This is a genomic window from Thermostichus sp. OS-CIW-20 (assembly GCF_054061455.1).
Genome location: NZ_JBSSEF010000002.1, coordinates 180603 through 197986 on the forward strand (window position 1 = coordinate 180603; position 17384 = coordinate 197986).

Genomic DNA, 17384 nt, shown 5'->3' on the forward strand with positions numbered 1-17384 from the left:
CCTCTGGATGGGCAATTGACCAGAAAATCAGCACGCTGCGTCACGAGCCTGTTCCTGTTGCCAACTTTTTCGGGGGCCACTCAGAAAACCCAGAAAAAGGGATCCCTCTGGCCAAACGATTTGTCCCGATGCATGATGGATCTGTAAGAACTTGAAATACTTCTTAATACCAGTTCTCAGTATCTCGTCATCACAGCCAAGAGAGGAACCAGCATGAGCATCGGATGGCAACGGATACTGCGCGTCGGGGCAAGCTTTTGCCTGGGGCTGTGGATTTGGCTAGGTGGGGGATCCCCGCTCTGGGCCCAGCCTGCTTTGCCAGTGGTGGAGATGGAGTTGCCGCAGCCGCCGGTGCCGGTTTTGGATTTGGCGGATCAGTTGACCAGCAATCAGGAAGCACAACTGGCCGAGCATCTGAACCGGTTGGAGGAAGAAACGGGCTGGAAGCTGCGGGTGCTGACCCAGTTTGACCAAACCCCAGGCCGCCAAGTGAAAGAGTACTGGGGCCTGAACGAGCGCAGCGTTTTGATGGTGGCCGATCCCAGGGGAGGCAACTTGCTGGCCTTTAACGTGGGAGACGCGGTGCGGGAGATCCTGCCGCGTACCTTTTGGATTGAGCTGCAATCTCGCTTCGGCAACCAGTTCTACGTGCGAGAGCACGGCACTCAGCGCGCCATTTTGGAAACCGTTGACGTTTTGGATCGCTGTTTTCACCAAGGGGGCTGCCGTGTGGTGCCCGGACTGCCGCAGGAGCAGTGGATCCTGACGCTGCTCACCTCTATCTTGGGCGGGATCGTCTTCGGGTTTGCCGGCAAACCCCGCCACGCGGAGGAGCTGTTTAACTGGCGTTGGGCTTTGCTTATCTCTCCCTTGTGGTTCATTTTGTTTGGGGCCTTCGGCATCGGCCCGGTGATCACCCGCACCCAGGATTGGCTCCCGCTGGTGCGCAACATCCTGGGCTTTCTCGCAGGAGCCTTGGTGATCTACTTGGCCCCCATTGCCCAACCGGCAGCGGAGCAGCAGTAGCTGTCCTGCCAAGTTGAGGCTAAGCTCCCTTCCCCTCTCCCTCTGGGAGGGGGGTGGGCCTCTGGGTCAAGAAAGCATCCCCCGCCTCTTGCCCCCCGAAGCAAGCCAGCGGCTGGGGGACAACTTCCCAAGAGAGAATGCTAGAATCGGTAGAGCTAAATTGCTGATGTAGCTCAGTTGGTAGAGCACTCGACTTGTAATCGAGCGGTCGTCAGTTCGAGTCTGACCATCAGCTTGGCAGGCGGCTCAGTCACTCAGCTTTGACTCTGGCAGTTTGGTTAGATTGACTTCAGGGGGATCCTTCATCCTCACCCCCTCAGATCCCCGCGCAGGGTATCTGCCAATTTGTTCCTTTGTTTGCTCTAGATGTCTATGTCGGGTCTGCCAGCCGCTACAGTTCGTCGATTGCAAAAGCTGCCCCAGGTGTCCTCGGTATGGGAAGGGGATTGCCACCGCCTACCAGGTTCGCTAGCCCTGGGATCCCAGATCTCCGCCGGCTTGGCTGAGGGGGAGTGCATTTTATGGGTGGATGGCGTTCAGGGCGTGGTGCGGGCCATGGAGGTGGTGCCTGCTGGCTCCGGCTTGGAGCCGATGGTGCGAACCTTGATCATGGCTATGGAGCGGCCCAATGCTGCCTTGCCGGCTCGTCCGCAAAAGGTCGTCGTGCGGGATCGGGAGGTGCAGTTTTTCCTGCGCGGCATTTTGCACGAGCTGGACATCAAAGTGGAATGCCAGCCGGAATTGCCGCTAATCGACGAGATCCTGCAGAGCTTTGCAGAGGCCAGTGAGGGGATCCCGCCGCCGCTGCCGGAGAACTACGCGAAGCTGCTGGCCGGCAAAGCCCTCACCCTCTGGCAAGATGCCCCCTGGGACTATCTAGAGGATCACCAAATCTTGGCGATTGAGCTAAATCGCTGGGATATTGAAACCCTCTACGTCTCGGTCATGGGGCGGCTGGGGATGGAGTACGGGGTTCTTTTTTATCGCTCGCTGCACTCCCTCAAACGGTTTCGCCAGGACGCGGGCCAACCAGAGACTTCCGAGGAGATGGAGGAAGCCTTCCTCAGGCAAGATTGTCTCTATCTCACCTTTCAAGCTCGCAATCCCGAACTCAACGAGCTATCAGACCTGGACTTGGCCGATCTGGATCCCGAAGAAATCGAGCCGAACTTCGGCACCATCCACCCTCTCGAGGGCCTGCGCGTTGTTTTGCAGGAAGATGAGGCGGCGGCTGTGGCGGTGGCTTTGGAGGCCTTGCATCGTTTTTTGAAGCAGTACCGCCGCAAGCTGGAAGAGGATTTCCAACCCTGTCAGGGGCGGTATCGCATTCCCAACCCCCAGGCCCCAGGGGAAACCCTCTCGGTGCAAGTGCGCACCTTGCCCGACTTGGCTGTAGAACTTCTGGAGCTAGAAGGAGACGAAGAAGAGCACACCCAAACCCTGCTGCGAGATGATCTGGTGCCTGAGGGTGCGCAGCTTAGCCTGGGCGTGCTGCCCTGGGCCACCGTAGAGGCGCTGCGCCGCACAGGGCAATGGCATCCTCTCCCCCAGAGTAAGCTGGTGCCAAGGGGTGAAGGGCTGCCGGTGGTGATCGTGCGCACCTCCCGCCCCAAGGCCAAGCAATTGATCGAAAACCTGCGCGGCGAAGGGGGGCCCCAGGGTGTTTGTTTTAACACAGGGGTGGATCCCTTTGCCGGCAGCCGCTACGACTTGGAAATTGTCCAAACGGGCAACCGCGACCTGCACCTGTTTGCAGAGTTTCCCGAGGACGATCCCGTGCACGCCAAAGCTCGCAGGCGCTGGGAGCGGCGTTGCCGCGAGACGGGCGGCTATTGTGGCCTGGTGGTGGCGATGGGGGTAAATTCCAACCGGCCAGAGCTGCAGGTACGCCACATTCTGGCCCTGTTTGAGATGCAGGCGCTCAACCCGACCCGATTGGGCCTGGGGCCTATGGTGCGCATTAGCCGACAGTTGCACTTTCCCTAAAGGCTTCCTGGGGCAGCCCCCAGCTAAGGGATCCCAAGACCGCCCAGGCCTCGCAGACGGCGTTTCAAAGCCTGAGGCTGGAGATATCCTTTGCCAAGCCTTTCCAGAGGCACTTTTTTGCCAGGGAAAGAGGGGGTCTCCTTGCGGAGAACTATCGCCCCGAGGCCCGACGCCGTAGCCTGTGAGCTGCAAGCAAGTGCGGCAGGGGCGGCCGTCCTGGGGTTGGAGGTGAGCCTGTGGCAGGTGTTGGGAATTTGATTTCAACCCCTTTCCATGATAGGAGGCAGCGGATCCCAGGTATCTTGCCAGCGCAAAGCCGCTTGCCGTAGCTGCGCCAAGTTGGCCGATCCGGTGCAAAAAGCGGCGATCCTCAGCTCCTCGATCACGGCTCGGAAGCTGTCCACCACCGCCTGGGCCCGCCCTCGGGAGACGGCGTGGAGAGCGGGAGCGGCCATGCCGACCACATCGGCCCCTAAGCGGATGGCTTTGGCTGCATCGATGCCGGTGCGGATGCCGCCGCTGGCCACCAGGGGCAGGTTGGGCAGGAAGCGGCGGATTTCCAGCAGGGCCAAGGCGGTTGGGATCCCCCAGTCCCGGAAGCTGTGGGCAATGCGTTTCTGGAGGGGATCGGTCTGGCGATGGGCTTCCACCTCGCTCCAGCTCGTCCCCCCTGCCCCAGCCACATCTAGGGCGGCCACGCCACACTCGGCCAGCCGCCGGGCTACTTGGGCGCTGAGGCCATTGCCCACTTCCTTGACCAGCACCGGCACCGGCAACTGGTTCACCAACTGCTCGATGCGGCGATAGAGGTTGCGCCAGTCGGGATCCCCCTGGGGCTGAACCGCCTCCTGCAGCGGGTTGAGGTGCAAAATCAGCGCATCTGCCTCGATCATCTCCACTGCCCGTCGCGCCTGCTCCAGGCCATAGCCGTAGTTGAGCTGCACAGCGCCCAGGTTGGCCAAAAGCAGAATATCCGGAGCCACTGGGCGCACCTGGTAAGTCTGGGCCAGCTCCGGGTGTTCTAAAGCTGCCCGCTGGGATCCCACCCCCATGGCAATGCCCAGCTCTTGAGCGGCAGCCGCCAGGTACAGGTTTAGCTCCCGGGCAGTGTCTGTCCCCCCGGTCATGCTGCTAATCAGCAGAGGGGCCTGCAGGCGTTTTCCCAGAAACTGGCAACTGAGATCGATCTCGGGCAGCAGCAGCTCCGGCAGCGCCACGTGCTCGAAGAAAAACCGCTCAAATCCGGTGCGGATCCCTCTGGCGTTTACGTCCTGCCGCAAAACAATGTCCAGGTGATCCTGCTTACGTTCGGAGATAGGGGATGGAGAATCGGCCATGGTCTGGATAGAGGGCTGTCCAACCGGTAGCGGGCGAACAACATTGTCCGAAGGTGGCCCGCTGTCTATGATGAGGGCGGGATCCAACCTAGTAGCCATGCAACCTTTGCACATCTTGCTGGCAGAAGGCAACCCTCATCTGCGCAGCTTGCTGGGTTGGCATCTGCAACAGGCACGGCACCGGGTTTGGGAAGCGGAGACCATTCCCCAAGCCAAAACCCTGCTGCAACAGCAGCCTGTCCACCTCTTAATTTTGGATGCGGAGCTGTCCAGCCGTGCCGGACTCCAACTATGCCGGTGGGCGCATCGCCATTGCGATGTGTTGATCTTGCTCCTCTCCCAACAGGGAGCGGAAGCCGACATCATCGCTTGGCTGAAGGCAGGCGCAGACGACTACCTCACCAAGCCCCTTAGTCTGCCCCTTCTGGATGCTCACATTCAGGCCCTGACCCGTCGGCTGCGGCGCAGCCTTCCCCCCACCTTCCTGCAGTATGGGGATCTGAAAATCGACCTGGTGCAGCGGCGCGTCACCCTGGCCGGCCAAGGCATCGACCTCACCCCGCAGGAGTTTAGCTTGCTGATGGTGCTGATCCAGGCCGATGGGGATCCTCTCTCGCGGCAGGAGCTGCTGGAGCGGGCTTGGCCCGATTCCACCGCCAACCCCCGCACCATCGATACCCACATCCTCTCCCTGCGCAAGAAACTGGAGCGCGATCCGCACCAACCCCGCCTCATTCACACTGTGCGCCAGGTGGGCTACAGCTTCGGCATAGAGCCGCCTCCTCCCTTGCAGCAGCCGAGTCGAGCTGCTGGCGCAACTGCCCCAGGATCTGGGCCTCAACAGCGGCGCCGTAGAGCTGCTTCAAGTGTCGGGTGAGTGTGAAGAGATGCACTTGCAGTTGCGTGGCTGCCTAGATGCAGTTTTCGGCAGGCAGGGTGACAAGGTAAGCCTTCACCCCAGGGGTAACTTTTGGGGGAGCGCCAAGTGCTTTGCCGTCCGCAAGCCCATCGCAGCAACGCTGTTGCCCTCGCTTGAGGTCGTTGAGGACAGTGGCGGGGTGGCATCCGAGAAACTGTGCAATGCAGGGTGCGCTCCGGCGTTGTGCGGAGAGTCGAATGACAAGGGCGCGTGTACTTCGGTCGCTCAGCGGCTGTCTGGCAGGGAGAGACGCTCTCAGGCTTGGGTGAATCACTGCCTCTCCAAAGCGATTGTTTGTAGGGCGCAGGCAACCAACAGTCCTATTGCCTTGGAAGACTTGCCCCCCGGCCCCCCTGCCCCCCGTATACGAGGGGATTGAGGGGGGCGGTCGGAGCCGGTTAGTTTACTGCTGATGGCAAAACCTTGATCAGCAGCAACCGAGCTCCTGGGCTAGACCCCAACCCCAGAAAGCACCACCATCACCACCACCGCCGCAAAGATGATCAAAGCGTAAAACTGCGCCTTGCCGTTCTCCAGATATTTCATCACTTCGCCGCCGACCATGGTCGCCAGGCCCGTCAAGTTGACCACCCCATCCACAATGCGGCTGTCCACCTCCAAGGCCTCCCGCGCCACAAAGCGGGTGCCCCGCACAAAGACCCGCTCGTAGAGGTCGTCAATGTACCACTTGTTGAGGGAGAAGTAGTACAGGGGTTGCAGACTTTGGGGGAAGGTGCTGGGATCAATACGTTTTTGCCAGTAGATAAGACCCGCCAGGGCAATGCCGATCAGCCCAATGCCCACCGAGCTGCCCGCCATGATCAGAAACTCTGCCCAATCGAAGTGGCCGGCCAGCACCGCTTGCCACTCGGCGGCCACCTGGGCCCAACCAGTTTCTGCTGCAGACTCACCAGGCGCATGGATGAAAGCCTCGAAGAAGTTGGCAAAGGGAGTGCCCACCAAGCCGATCAGCACGGAAGGAACGGCCAGCGCCACCAGCGGAATCGTCATCGATGCCGGAGATTCATGCGGCTCGGCAGCGTGGCCATGCCCTTCGTGTCCCTCTCCCCCAGCTTCGGGATGGCTGCTGGGCTGGGGCTTTTCGTAAATGTTCATGGCTCCGGGACCATAGGCCGCCTCTTTCCCGGCAAACGCGTAGGCAAAAGCCGGCACCGGTCGGCCTTGGCTGACGGCCACCTCCTGCCGCAGCTTCAGGTTGGTGCCGCGAAACTCCCCTTCAAAGGTGAGGAAGTAGATGCGGAACATGTAGAAGGCGGTGATCCCCGCCGTGAGGAAGCCCACCCCCCAGAGGGCCGGGTTGCGCTCAAAAACCGCGGCCAAAATCTCATCTTTAGACCAAAAGCCGGCAAAGGGCGGGATCCCACAGATGGCCAGCGTGCCGATCAAAAACGTGAAGGCCGTAACGGGCATGAACTTGCGCAGCCCTCCCATCAGGCGCATGTCCTGGGCCAAGACCGGGTCGTGGCCCACCACCGCCTCCATGCCATGAATTACAGAGCCAGAGCCCAAGAAGAGCAGCGCCTTGAAGTAGGCGTGGGTCATCAGGTGGAACAAGCTTGCCCCATAGGCACCGGATCCCATGGCCATGACCATGTAGCCCAGCTGGGAAATGGTGGAGTAGGCCAGGCCCTTTTTGATGTCGTTTTGGGTGATGGCAATGCTGGCCCCCAAAAAGGCCGTGCCCGCCCCTGTCCAGGCGATGAGGTCCATGACTGGTGGGATCCCTTCCAGCAGCGGGAACATGCGCGCCAACAGGAACACCCCGGCGGCCACCATCGTGGCTGCGTGGATGAGGGCCGAAATGGGCGTGGGGCCTTCCATGGCATCCGGCAGCCACACGTGCAGCGGGAACTGGGCCGACTTGGCCACCGGGCCCAAGAACACCAACACCGCAAACAGGGCAACCAAGCTGCTGCTCACCGCGCCGTTGGCCACCATCTGCTCCACATTGCGAGCCAGCTCCTCGAACCCAAACGTGCCGGAAATCCAGTAGAAGCCCAAAATGCCCAGCAACAGCCCAAAGTCCCCCACCCGGTTGACGACAAACGCCTTCTGGGCTGCCTCCGCCGCTGCCTGCCGCTCGTACCAAAAGCCAATCAGCAGGTAGGAGCACATCCCCACCAGCTCCCAGAAGACATAGATTTGCACCAGGTTGGGGCTGACCACCAGGCCCAGCATCGAGGAGGCAAACAGGCTCAGGTAGGCGTAGAAACGCACATAGCCAGGGTCGTGGGCCATGTAGCCGTCGGAGTAGATCTGCACCAGAAAGGCCACCGTGGTTACCACCACCAGCATCATGGCGCTCAAGTGATCCACCACAAAGCCCATGTCCAGGGAGAAGGAGCCCGCCTGAGCCCAGGTGAGGGTTTTGAGAACGGTCTCATGGCCCTGCACTTGGCCGGCCAAGAGGGCAAAGGCGTGAACCATCGCCGTTCCCGTCGCGAACACGCTCAAGAAGGCGGCCAGAGAGCGGTTGGCCCTTGTCCAGGCATTGAACAGCAAAATGCCCAAGCCGAGTAAAAAAGCCGCCACCAACGGATAAACGGGGATCAACCAGGCGTATGCGTAGATGAATTCCATAGGAACTGGTGCTGAATGCGTCCTCTTGCAGTGATGAGCCCTTCTTGCTGGCCGGTGGCAATTTGTCTGTCGGGATCAGGGGCCTAGGCCGGCAGGTGCTCTGGAGCTATATTGTAAATCTTTGCAACACGATCAGCGCCCCCCCTGCAACCACCCAGTCCATGAGAGCAAAGATTCTTCTTCCCGATCAACCGAGATCCCCGCAGGAGAATCGGGAGATATCCTGAAGACTCTCCCCCAGCTCAGATCCGCAAGGCCTACGGCCCGCTGACGGGATCGGCTGAGACTGTCGTTGCCAAGATGACAGGGATCCCTTGCAAGCGCTACAACTAAAGGCTGAAAGCTGCAGACTGTCTGGAGAAAAGCCCATGAGCCTGAACTTGGTGACCTTGGTGGGGCGAGCCGGCATGGATCCGGAGGTGCGCTACTTTGAGTCGGGCAGGGTGGTGTGTACCTTTAGCTTGGCGGTGAACCGCTTCCGCAAAGGCGAAGACAAGCCCGATTGGTTCAACCTAGAGCTGTGGGGGCGCACCGCCGAGGTGGCCGGAGAATATGTACACAAGGGCAGCCTCATTGGGGTAACCGGCAGCCTCAAGTTCGATCGCTGGAAAGACAAATCCACCGGTGAGGATCGCCAAAGACCCGTCATTGCCGTAGATCGCCTCGAACTCCTGGGATCCCGTCAAGACCGGGAGGCTGACCTGCCCGCCAAGGAGCCGTTTTGATTTGTTTGAGCGTGAGCTCCGGCCAGTCGGCGCTTGCACTCCTGCACCACCGCTGTCAAATCCTGGCTGCACCAGGGATAGCGCAAGGGTGGCCGCCGGATGACCCACAGCGGGATCCCCAGGGTTTTGGCCACTGCCTGCTTGACGGCCAGCCCACCCGCTTCTCCAGACTCCTTGCTGATGACTACCTGAGGATCTAGACTCTGCCAAAGCCGCAGTTCCTGCTCAAAGCTGAGGGGCAGGCGCATTCCGATCACCCGCTCGGCAGGGATCCCGGCTTGCACCGCTTGGGGAACCGACTCCGGCAGCACCCGCGCCCACAGTTGGCAGCGATCCTGCCAGGGCCCAAACAGGGGCAATGCCTTCACCCCCACCGTCAGCAGCACCCGCCGCCCCGCCAGTACGCCATCCGTGAGCACCGCCTGCCAGTCCGGCGCCACCTGTACCCAGGGATCCAACGCCACCGGGGGGCGCTCGTAGCGCAGGTAGGGGATCCCCAGTTGGGCGGTCACCTGCATGGCCAGTTGCGAGATCTCCTGGGCGAAGGGATGGGAAGCATCTACCAGCACGCGGATCCCGTGTTCCTGTAGGAATTGTGCCAAAGATGGCGGCGAAAATCGCGTCACCACCACCTGGCCGGGCAGATCCCGATACAGCCTTCTTCCGCCCTCGGTGGTGACGGTGGCTATCCAAGGGATCCCCTCATGGCTGAGGACGTGGGCCAAGCTGCGGCTTTCGCTGGTGCCACCGATGAGGGCTACTTCAAGTGATGTACGAACCGAGCCCATGCTGTGTTGCCAAAGTTTGCTACCAGTGGATACGATCGAGGTCTGAAGGCTGGAGGCGAGTGCTCATGATCGAGATGCATGTGGCTGGGATCGCGGTCGACGCTGTCAACCAGGCTCCCATTGTCATCTTGCGCGATACCCATGAGCGGCGTGCCCTACCCATCTGGGTAGGAAGAGCGGAGGCCAACGCCATTCTGCAGGCGCTGGACGACCAAAAGCCCCTCCGCCCCATGACCCACGACCTTATTCTGAACTCCTGGAAAGCTTGGGGGATCAAGCTGGAGCGGGTTATCATCCACGCGCTGCTGGACAACACCTTCTATGCAGTGCTTGTTACAGTCTGCGGCGATAAAAAGCAGGAGATCGACTGCCGCCCCAGCGATGCCATTGCCCTTGCCTTGCGGGCCCATGCCCCCATCTGGACCGTAGAAGAGGTGATTGCGGAAGCTTCGATCCCGATGAACCAAGATGCCGACGAGGCAGAGCGGGAGGCCTTCCATAAGTTTGTGGAAAGCGTGACGCCCAAAGACTTTATTCGCAGCCACCTCCTCAGGGATCAGCCCACGGAATCGGATGGCTGAAGCCCTGTCTTCTCCGCTAGGACAGATGCTGAGCGGCTCCAAGAGCACCCTCAGCGCCGGCAGTTGCCTCTTTCCCTGTAGACAGTTCCCCTAGGCCCTTGAGTGCCGTTTTCAGGGGCGGCTTGCCTCCACCTCAGACTTGGCCGCAAAGGACGCCCTCGCGCCAGCCCAAGGGGAGCATTTTAATTCCTGCTTATCGGCCCTAGCCAAAACGCTGCCTGCTCGTGCGGAGGGATTTCTCTAGAAACCTTTGAGACCGAGGTTATACCGCTAACCGGGGATTGCTCTCTCTCCCTCTAGAGCTCCCAGGTGCATACGGCTCATCTTGGAACTCAGGGTGTTTTGCTTTGACACCCTGTTGCCGTCCAAGGCAGGCGGGCTTGCTTCAAAGCCACCGTCCCCCTGGCAAGAATGGCAGGGGAGTTTGCCCAGCTTGACAAAGGGAGTACCGACACCCTAGTTTCTAGCAAATTGTGCGGCTTGTGCGGCTAGGACGGCTTCATCGAGAGTGATCCTGCTCCCCTGGGGCAGTTGATTGGCTTGACTTTTCTTTATTGCGCCATTTGTCCGAGAAGTCAGCTCGTTTGCGCCTTCTACCCCTAGACCTGTGCCGCGCTTTTTAGCCAAAGCCGGGGGGTCGGAGCTGTGGGCCAAGCGGGGAGATCCTCGGTCTTGCTGGCATTTCGGCCTACAATCAAGCTAGAGCAGCCCTTTTTTAGCAAGCCATGCAGACTCTAGATCGGCCCAACGCGCCCTCTCAGCAGCCCTACCCAGAACCGGTCTACCCCCGTCGTCCTACCCGCACCGTAGCCGTAGGCAACGTGTTGATCGGCAGCCAGCACCCGGTGGTGGTGCAGTCCATGATCAACGAAGACACTCTCGACATCGATGCGGCGGTGGCGGCCATCCGTCGTCTGCACGAGGCGGGCTCGGAGATCGTGCGGGTTACCGTTCCCAGCATGGCCCATGCCAAGGCGATGGAGGCGATTCGGAGCAAGCTGATCCAAACCTACAAGCCGGTGCCGCTGGTGGCCGATGTCCACCACAACGGCATCAAGATCGCCCTGGAGGTCGCCCAATACGTGGACAAGGTGCGCATCAACCCGGGTCTGTTCGTCCTGGAAAAGCCGCAGCCCGGTCGCACCGAGTACACCCAAGCCGAACTGGAGGCCATCCGCAATAAGATCCGCGAAACCTTCACCCCCCTGGTGCAGACCCTCAAAGCTCAGAACAAAGCCCTGCGCATCGGCGTCAACCACGGATCCCTGGCCGAGCGCATGCTCTTCATGTATGGAGACACTCCAGAGGGCATGGTGGAGTCGGCCCTAGAATATGCCGAGATTTGCGCCGAGCAAGACTTCCACAACGTAGTTCTCTCCTTCAAAGCTTCCCGTCCGCAGGTGATGTTGGCGGCCTACCGGCTGGCGGCCCGCCGCTTCGATGCCTTGGGCCTGAACTACCCCTTCCACTTGGGGGTGACCGAGGCCGGCGATGGAGAATATGGCCGCATCAAATCGGCAGTGGGGATCGGGACGCTTCTGGCCGAGGGGATCGGTGACACCATTCGGGTTTCCCTAACCGAAGCCCCGGAAAAAGAGATCCCGGTGGCCTACGGCATCTTGCAGGCCCTCAACCTGCGCAAAACCATGGTGGAATATGTGGCCTGCCCCTCCTGTGGCCGCACCCTCTTCAACTTGGAGGAAGTACTGCAGAAGGTGCGGGCCGCAACCCAGCACCTGGTGGGCCTCGACATTGCCGTCATGGGCTGCATCGTCAACGGGCCGGGGGAAATGGCCGACGCCGACTACGGCTATGTGGGGAAAACCCCCGGCTACATCTCCCTCTACCGCGGAAAGGAGGAGGTGAAGAAGGTGCCCGAGTCGGAGGGCGTCCAGGCGCTGATCGAGCTCATCAAAGCCGATGGGCGGTGGGTGGATCCCCCAGAAGGAAGCCCAAGTAACTAAAACCAAAAGAGAGGGCAGCAGTCCACCAGCAGGTCTCCTTGCCTGCTAGCCTAGAAGATGCGTTGAACAGCTCCCAGTATGACCAGCACTCTCCCCACTCGCTCGTTTAACACCAGCCGCTCCAGGCAGATCTTTGCACGGGCGCAGCAGCTTATGCCGGGGGGCGTCAGCTCTCCGGTGCGTGCCTTTAAGTCGGTGGGCGGGGATCCCGTCGTCTTCGACCGCGTTGCCGGCGCCTACGCCTGGGATGTGGATGGCAACCAGTACATCGACTACATCGGCAGTTGGGGGCCGGCGATTGTCGGCCACGCCCACCCCGAGGTGATCGAGGCGTTGCGGCGGGCCCTGGAGAAAGGCACCAGCTTTGGCGCCCCTTGCGTTTTGGAAAACGAGCTGGCCGAGCGGGTGATCGAGGCGGTGCCCAGCGTGGAGATGGTGCGCTTTGTCAACTCCGGCACCGAAGCCTGCATGGCGGCGCTGCGCCTGATGCGGGCCTACACCGGGCGGGAAAAGGTGATCAAGTTCGAGGGCTGCTACCACGGCCATGCGGACATGTTTTTGGTCAAGGCCGGCTCGGGGGTAGCCACGCTGGGCCTGCCAGATTCGCCGGGGGTGCCCAAGGCTGCCACCAGTGCCACGCTGACCGCCCCCTACAACGACCTAGAGGCAGTCAAGGCTCTGTTTGAGCAGTATCCCGACTCCATTGCCGGCGTGATCCTGGAGCCGGTGGTGGGCAATGCCGGCTTCATTCCGCCGCAGCCGGGCTTTTTGGAGGGTTTGCGGGAGCTGACGCAAAAGTATGGCGCCCTGCTGGTGTTTGACGAGGTGATGACCGGCTTTCGCATCAGCTACGGCGGCGTGCAGGCCAAGTTTGGCGTCATCCCCGATTTGACCACCCTGGGCAAGGTGATCGGCGGCGGCCTGCCGGTGGGGGCCTACGGCGGTCGGCGGGAGATTATGGAGATGGTGGCGCCGGCGGGGCCCATGTACCAGGCGGGCACCCTCTCCGGCAACCCCCTGGCCATGACGGCCGGGATCCACACTCTGGACATCTTGCGCCGACCCGGTACCTATGAGTATCTGGAGCGGATTACCGAGCAGTTGGCGACGGGGCTGCTGCAGATTGCACAAGAGACCGGTCATGAGATGTGCGGGGGCTATTTGCCCGGCATGTTCGGCTTTTTCTTCACCGCCGGCCCGGTGCGCAACTACGAGGAGGCCAAGCGCTCGGATTTGCAGAAGTTTGCCCGCTTCCACCGCGGCATGCTGGAGCGGGGGGTGTATCTGGCGCCCTCGCAATTTGAGGCCGGCTTCACTTCCCTGGCCCACACCGAGGCCGATGTGGAGAGAACCCTAGAGGCAGCGCGAGAGGTGCTGCGCACGCTCTAGGGTTTTTCTCCCCTCTCCCCTTGAGAGAGGGGTTGGGGGTGAGGGAGCTCCCTTGCTGCATTGGGATCCCCGACCATGGCCGAGCACATCCACCGCAACTGGCGCATCACCACCCAAACTACCGACAAGGGGTTTATCTTTTGCTGCCAGCGGCTACGTCAGGATGGCTCAGTGGAGCCTGCTGCCAAAGCCTACGGCTACTTCCAAAATGAGGCCGAGGCGATTTTGGCGGGCATGGTCTGGATCGACCGGCAGCAACTTCCGGATCACCTGGACGGCTTGCTCTTCGACAACGAGGAGCCAGAGGGCTAGACAGAAGCTTCTTCGCGTACCAACTGTTCCCAGCCCAAGCCTTTGAGGGCGGCGTTGCGCCGCAGCGGGCGGGTGACCAACTCCAGCAGCGCCTGGGTGTTGCCGAAGCCGTGGATCGGGGCAAAGGTAAACTCCACCGACCATTTGGTGGTGATGCCGCGGGCCTCGAGGGGGTTGGCGTGGGCCATGCCCGTGATCACCAGATCCGGCTGCAGGGCTTTGATGCGCTGCAGTTGGTGGTAGTTATCCGGCTTCTCCACCAGGGTGGGCTTGGGCACCCCCATCTCCTCGCAGGTGCGCTCCAAGAGGGCCAGCTCGGCGGCTTGGTAGCGCTTGTCGAGGTAAGGGATCCCGATTTCCTGCACCGTCATGCCGCAGCGCACCAGGAAGCGGGCCAGGCAGACCTCCAGCAGGTTATCCCCCATGAAGAAGACGCTCTTGCCCCGCAGCAGGCCCAGGTACTCTTGAACTTGGGGGTGGCGCCACACTTCCGCTTCCCGCTCTGCCAGGCCTGGAGTCGGGATCCCCAGCTCGCGGGCAATGGCTTCGATCCAGGCGCGGGTGCCATCTGGCCCGATGGGAAAAGGAGCAGGGATGAGCTTGGCCTTTTTGCGGCGCACCAGCGTGGTGGCGGTGCGGCTGAGGAAAGGATTCACCCCCACCACATGGGTGCCCGGCTCGATGGCCGGCAGCTCCCCGTAGCGCTTGGCCGGCAGCCAGCCGGAGACGCGGATCCCGTATTTTTTCAGCTCCAGAGTGAGTTGGGTAACCACCGGATCCGGCACGGAGCCGAAGATGACCAGCGGCGGGTGGGGGTGGAAGCCCTCTTCCTCTTTCTTTTTGCCGGAGCGCAGCCCGTAGAAAAGGGCCTGCAGGCCGCCCCGCGTCTCCCGCTCCTCTTCCTGCACCTGCTCCGGGCAGCGCTGGGCCATGGAAGCCAACACCGTGTCTTCCCCCTGGGTAAAAGCGTAGTCGAGGCCGTTGGCCCGCGCCACCACAATCGGGATCCCGATCTCGGCCTCTAGCTTCTGTGCCAGGCCCTCCAGATCCATTTTGATGATCTCGGTGGTGCAGGTGCCGATCCAGACGATGACGCTGGGGTTGCGATCCCGCTGGATTTGCAGGCACAGCCGCTTCAGCTCCTCGTAGTCGTTGAGCTTGGCGCTGATATCTCCCTCTTCCAGCTCGGCCATGGCATAGCGCGGCTCGGCGAAGATCATCACCCCCATGGCATTTTGCAAAAAGTAGCCACAGGTTTTGGTGCCGATCACCAAAAAGAAGCTGTCTTCGATTTTGGGGTAGAGCCAGGCCACGCAACTAATCGGGCAGAAGGTGTGGTAGTTGCCGGTCTCGCATTGAAAGTGGAGGGTATTGGAAGTATCCACAGCAGCAGTCATCGTCGGCTCCTAGAAAAGGGTTTGTCAAGCTAGAGGGCGACCAACTGGGGCACGCCCACCAATTTTTCGCTCAGATCCCAGAGCAGCTTGGCCTTGGCCTCGTCCCCTGCTTCGTCCGAGACTTCTTGGTTAAAGGGCTTGGCATTCTTGCGTTGCCGGTTGCCCCAGCTCCAGTAGAACCCTGACTGGCGAAACTCGGGATCCGCCACCACCTGGGCCACCCGCTCGCCGGCCAGCTCCTGGGAGACATAGCCACCGGTGATGTTTTTTTGAAACCAGGGGAAGAGCTTTTGGAACAGGGGATAGTGATGGCGGAAGAGGCCTGTTTCCGCCACGCAGCCGGGGTAGAGGGAGAGGAAGGTGATGCCGGTGCTCTCGTGGAAGCGGCGGTGCAGCTCCCGCATGGTGAGGATGTTGCAGACTTTGCTGTCTTTGTAGGCCTTGACGGGATCGAACTTGCCGCCATCGGCCATGCTGATCGGCTCCTTGAAACCCTGGGCAAAACCCCGCAGATCCCCCAGGTGGGGTTGGGGCGGGATCTTGCCCCCCAGCTCCTTGGGGTTGTGGGTGACGGTGCCCAAGATCACCAGCCGCCGATCCGGGTAAGTGGAGCGCTTCAGATCCTCCAGCATCAAATGGCAGAGCAAGAAGTGCCCCAGGTGGTTGGTGGCCATGGTCAGCTCATAGCCCTCCGGGCTGCGCAGGGGCTGCTTGAGCAAGGGCATGTAGATGGCGGCGTTGCACACCAGGGCATCCAGAGAGCGGCCCGACTGGCGAAATTGCTCGACAAATTGCCGCACACTGGCCAGGCTGGCCAGATCGATCGGCATCAAGGTGTAGCTGCCCTGGGGGATCCCCACCTGCTGGGCCATCCGCCGGCCTTTGTCCAGATCCCGACAGGCCATCACCACGTGCCAGCCCCGCTTGGCCAAAGCCAAAGCCGCATACAGGCCGACGCCGGAAGAAGCTCCGGTAATCACCACGGTGGGTTGCGCTTGTGCTTGCATATCCAACTCCTCTGCCATGTCCTCAAGAGGGATTTCCTGCACAATCCATCTTGGAGTGGAAAGCGGGCCAGACAACGAATTGATAAGGTTTGCGACGGTTTTTCGAAACAATTGCTTCACTTTTAGACACACCGGCAAGCTGGCAGGCTTGGGATCCCTTACACCAGCGCCGGCTCCCGCACGGGGGTTTTGTAAAAGTCCGAAAGCAGGGCAAACAGCTCCCGATCCTCGGCAGGCCGGGGCACGATCCCCTCCGGGCGGGCCAGCAGCTCGTCGGCGATGTTCAGGTAGTACTGACAGACGGGCTCCAGGCTGGGATCCGTCTCTGCCATCTCGAAGAGGGTTTTGCCCTTCACCCGCGAGATGCGAATGTCCTCGACCAGTGGCAACACCTCGAGCACGGGCATGGGCACTGCCGAGACGTATTGGTCGATGAGATCCCGCTTGCTGGTGCGATTGCCGATCAACCCGGCCAGCCGCAGCTTGCGGGTTTTGGCCTTCTCCCGCACCGAGGCGGCAATGCGATTGGCGGCAAAGAGGGCGTCAAAGCCGTTGTCGGTCACGATCACGCAGTAGTCGGCGTAGTTGAGGGGGGCAGCAAAGCCGCCGCACACCACGTCCCCCAGCACGTCGAAGAGAATGACGTCGTATTCATCGAAAGCATTTAGCTCCTTCAGGAGTTTGACGGTCTCCCCCACCACATAGCCGCCACAGCCGGCCCCCGCCGGTGGACCGCCCGCCTCGACGCAATCTACGCCGCCATAGCCGCGGTAGATCACGTCCTCCGGGTAGATGTCTTCGTAGTGGTAGCCCTTGGCCTCCAGAGTGTCGATGATGGTGGGGATCAAAAAGCCGGTCAGGGTGAAGGTGCTGTCGTGCTTGGGATCACAGCCGATCTGCAGAACCTTTTTGCCCCGCTTGGCCAAAGCCACCGAGAGGTTGCAACTGGTGGTGGACTTGCCGATCCCACCCTTTCCGTAAACTGCCAACTTCACAGCACGTTCCTCCACAAGCCTGGCAAAGGCCATTATCGGCAGCCCATCCACCTCCTGAGAAGTGTTAAGAAGAGTTAAGGGAAGTCTAAAACAGGTTAAAGGAGTTTCCTAAATCGCTGGACAGACAAAATTCCGTCCAAAAGATTTTTAGAGCTAGATTTTAGCTGTTTATCAGCTTTTGTTTTTTGTTTTTGTATAAAAGTAGATCAAAAGCAAATGATGCCTCTCTCCTCGCCTCTGACGAGCGCTGACGACAAACGTCCTGATACATTTACGCTGAACACTGCTGAGCATTACTGCTCAGCGGTGAAGCGATAGCATTCTGTCCGTTTCCGTTGTCGCTACGCGACGCTGACG

The 17384-nt window shown here is 60.8% G+C and carries 14 protein-coding genes and 1 tRNA gene; 9 read left to right on the top strand and 6 right to left on the bottom strand.

All coding sequences use genetic code 11. The features are described 5' to 3' along the window. The first annotated feature begins 213 nt into the window (after positions 1-213). The 3 genes from ACVWXC_RS01745 (at position 214) to ACVWXC_RS01755 (ending at position 3012) form a co-directional block, all read left to right on the top strand. Positions 214-1026 (top strand): TPM domain-containing protein, encoded by an 813-nt coding sequence (locus ACVWXC_RS01745; protein ID WP_041438552.1) that lies wholly within the window; start codon positions 214-216, stop codon positions 1024-1026. A gap of 162 nt (positions 1027-1188) precedes the next feature. Continuing rightward, positions 1189-1261 (top strand) — tRNA-Thr (locus tag ACVWXC_RS01750). 137 nt (positions 1262-1398) lie between these two features. Next, positions 1399-3012 (top strand): DUF6930 domain-containing protein, encoded by a 1614-nt coding sequence (locus ACVWXC_RS01755; protein ID WP_011431195.1) that lies wholly within the window; start codon positions 1399-1401, stop codon positions 3010-3012. Between the two features lie 260 nt (positions 3013-3272). Here ACVWXC_RS01755 and fni read toward each other — a convergent pair whose 3' ends face one another. Further along, on the bottom strand, positions 3273-4349 hold the full coding sequence (gene fni / locus ACVWXC_RS01760; RefSeq protein ID WP_041438548.1) for a type 2 isopentenyl-diphosphate Delta-isomerase: 1077 nt from the start codon (positions 4347-4349) through the stop codon (positions 3273-3275). Between the two features lie 97 nt (positions 4350-4446). On the opposite strand from fni, the gene ACVWXC_RS01765 reads away from it, so the two are divergent. After that, positions 4447-5226 carry a response regulator transcription factor gene (locus ACVWXC_RS01765; protein WP_457390641.1) on the top strand — a complete coding sequence of 260 codons (780 nt, stop codon included), beginning with the start codon at positions 4447-4449 and terminating at the stop codon, positions 5224-5226. Positions 5227-5718: 492 nt separating this feature from the next. On the opposite strand, the gene ACVWXC_RS01770 is transcribed toward ACVWXC_RS01765, so the two are convergent. Then, positions 5719-7869 carry an NAD(P)H-quinone oxidoreductase subunit 5 gene (locus ACVWXC_RS01770; RefSeq protein WP_099812848.1) on the bottom strand — a complete coding sequence of 717 codons (2151 nt, stop codon included), beginning with the start codon at positions 7867-7869 and terminating at the stop codon, positions 5719-5721. A gap of 368 nt (positions 7870-8237) precedes the next feature. Between ACVWXC_RS01770 and ACVWXC_RS01775 the strand changes: the two genes are divergently transcribed. Then, positions 8238-8594 (top strand): single-stranded DNA-binding protein, encoded by a 357-nt coding sequence (locus ACVWXC_RS01775; RefSeq protein WP_457390639.1) that lies wholly within the window; start codon positions 8238-8240, stop codon positions 8592-8594. On the opposite strand, the gene ACVWXC_RS01780 is transcribed toward ACVWXC_RS01775, so the two are convergent. Beyond that, positions 8552-9382 (bottom strand): cobalt-precorrin-6A reductase, encoded by an 831-nt coding sequence (locus ACVWXC_RS01780; RefSeq protein ID WP_414389581.1) that lies wholly within the window; start codon positions 9380-9382, stop codon positions 8552-8554. The two genes, ACVWXC_RS01775 and ACVWXC_RS01780, sit on opposite strands and share 43 nt — an antisense overlap. 65 nt (positions 9383-9447) lie before the next feature. On the opposite strand from ACVWXC_RS01780, the gene ACVWXC_RS01785 reads away from it, so the two are divergent. The 4 genes from ACVWXC_RS01785 (at position 9448) to ACVWXC_RS01800 (ending at position 13628) form a co-directional block, all read left to right on the top strand. Then, the gene (locus ACVWXC_RS01785; protein ID WP_041438544.1) at positions 9448-9963 is read left to right on the top strand and encodes a bifunctional nuclease family protein; all 516 of its coding nucleotides are present in this window, start codon (positions 9448-9450) and stop codon (positions 9961-9963) included. Between the two features lie 725 nt (positions 9964-10688). Then, a complete protein-coding gene (ispG, locus tag ACVWXC_RS01790) occupies positions 10689-11927 on the top strand; it encodes a (E)-4-hydroxy-3-methylbut-2-enyl-diphosphate synthase (RefSeq protein WP_011431186.1) in 1239 nt (412 codons plus the stop codon). 78 nt (positions 11928-12005) lie between these two features. Then, entirely contained in the window at positions 12006-13316 is a 1311-nt protein-coding gene (gene hemL / locus ACVWXC_RS01795; RefSeq protein WP_011431185.1) for a glutamate-1-semialdehyde 2,1-aminomutase, read from the top strand. Positions 13317-13391: 75 nt separating this feature from the next. Then, the gene (locus ACVWXC_RS01800; RefSeq protein WP_011431184.1) at positions 13392-13628 is read left to right on the top strand and encodes a hypothetical protein; all 237 of its coding nucleotides are present in this window, start codon (positions 13392-13394) and stop codon (positions 13626-13628) included. Here ACVWXC_RS01800 and ACVWXC_RS01805 read toward each other — a convergent pair. From ACVWXC_RS01805 to bchL, 3 genes are all read right to left on the bottom strand, one after another. Next, a complete protein-coding gene (locus ACVWXC_RS01805) occupies positions 13625-15025 on the bottom strand; it encodes a ferredoxin:protochlorophyllide reductase (ATP-dependent) subunit N (RefSeq protein WP_457390636.1) in 1401 nt (466 codons plus the stop codon). The two genes, ACVWXC_RS01800 and ACVWXC_RS01805, sit on opposite strands and share 4 nt — an antisense overlap. A gap of 29 nt (positions 15026-15054) precedes the next feature. After that, a complete protein-coding gene (locus ACVWXC_RS01810) occupies positions 15055-16032 on the bottom strand; it encodes a protochlorophyllide reductase (RefSeq protein WP_011431182.1) in 978 nt (325 codons plus the stop codon). A gap of 158 nt (positions 16033-16190) precedes the next feature. Beyond that, positions 16191-17027, bottom strand: a complete 837-nt coding sequence (bchL, locus tag ACVWXC_RS01815) for a ferredoxin:protochlorophyllide reductase (ATP-dependent) iron-sulfur ATP-binding protein (protein WP_041439195.1) — start codon at positions 17025-17027, stop codon at positions 16191-16193. Positions 17028-17384: the final 357 nt, after the last annotated feature.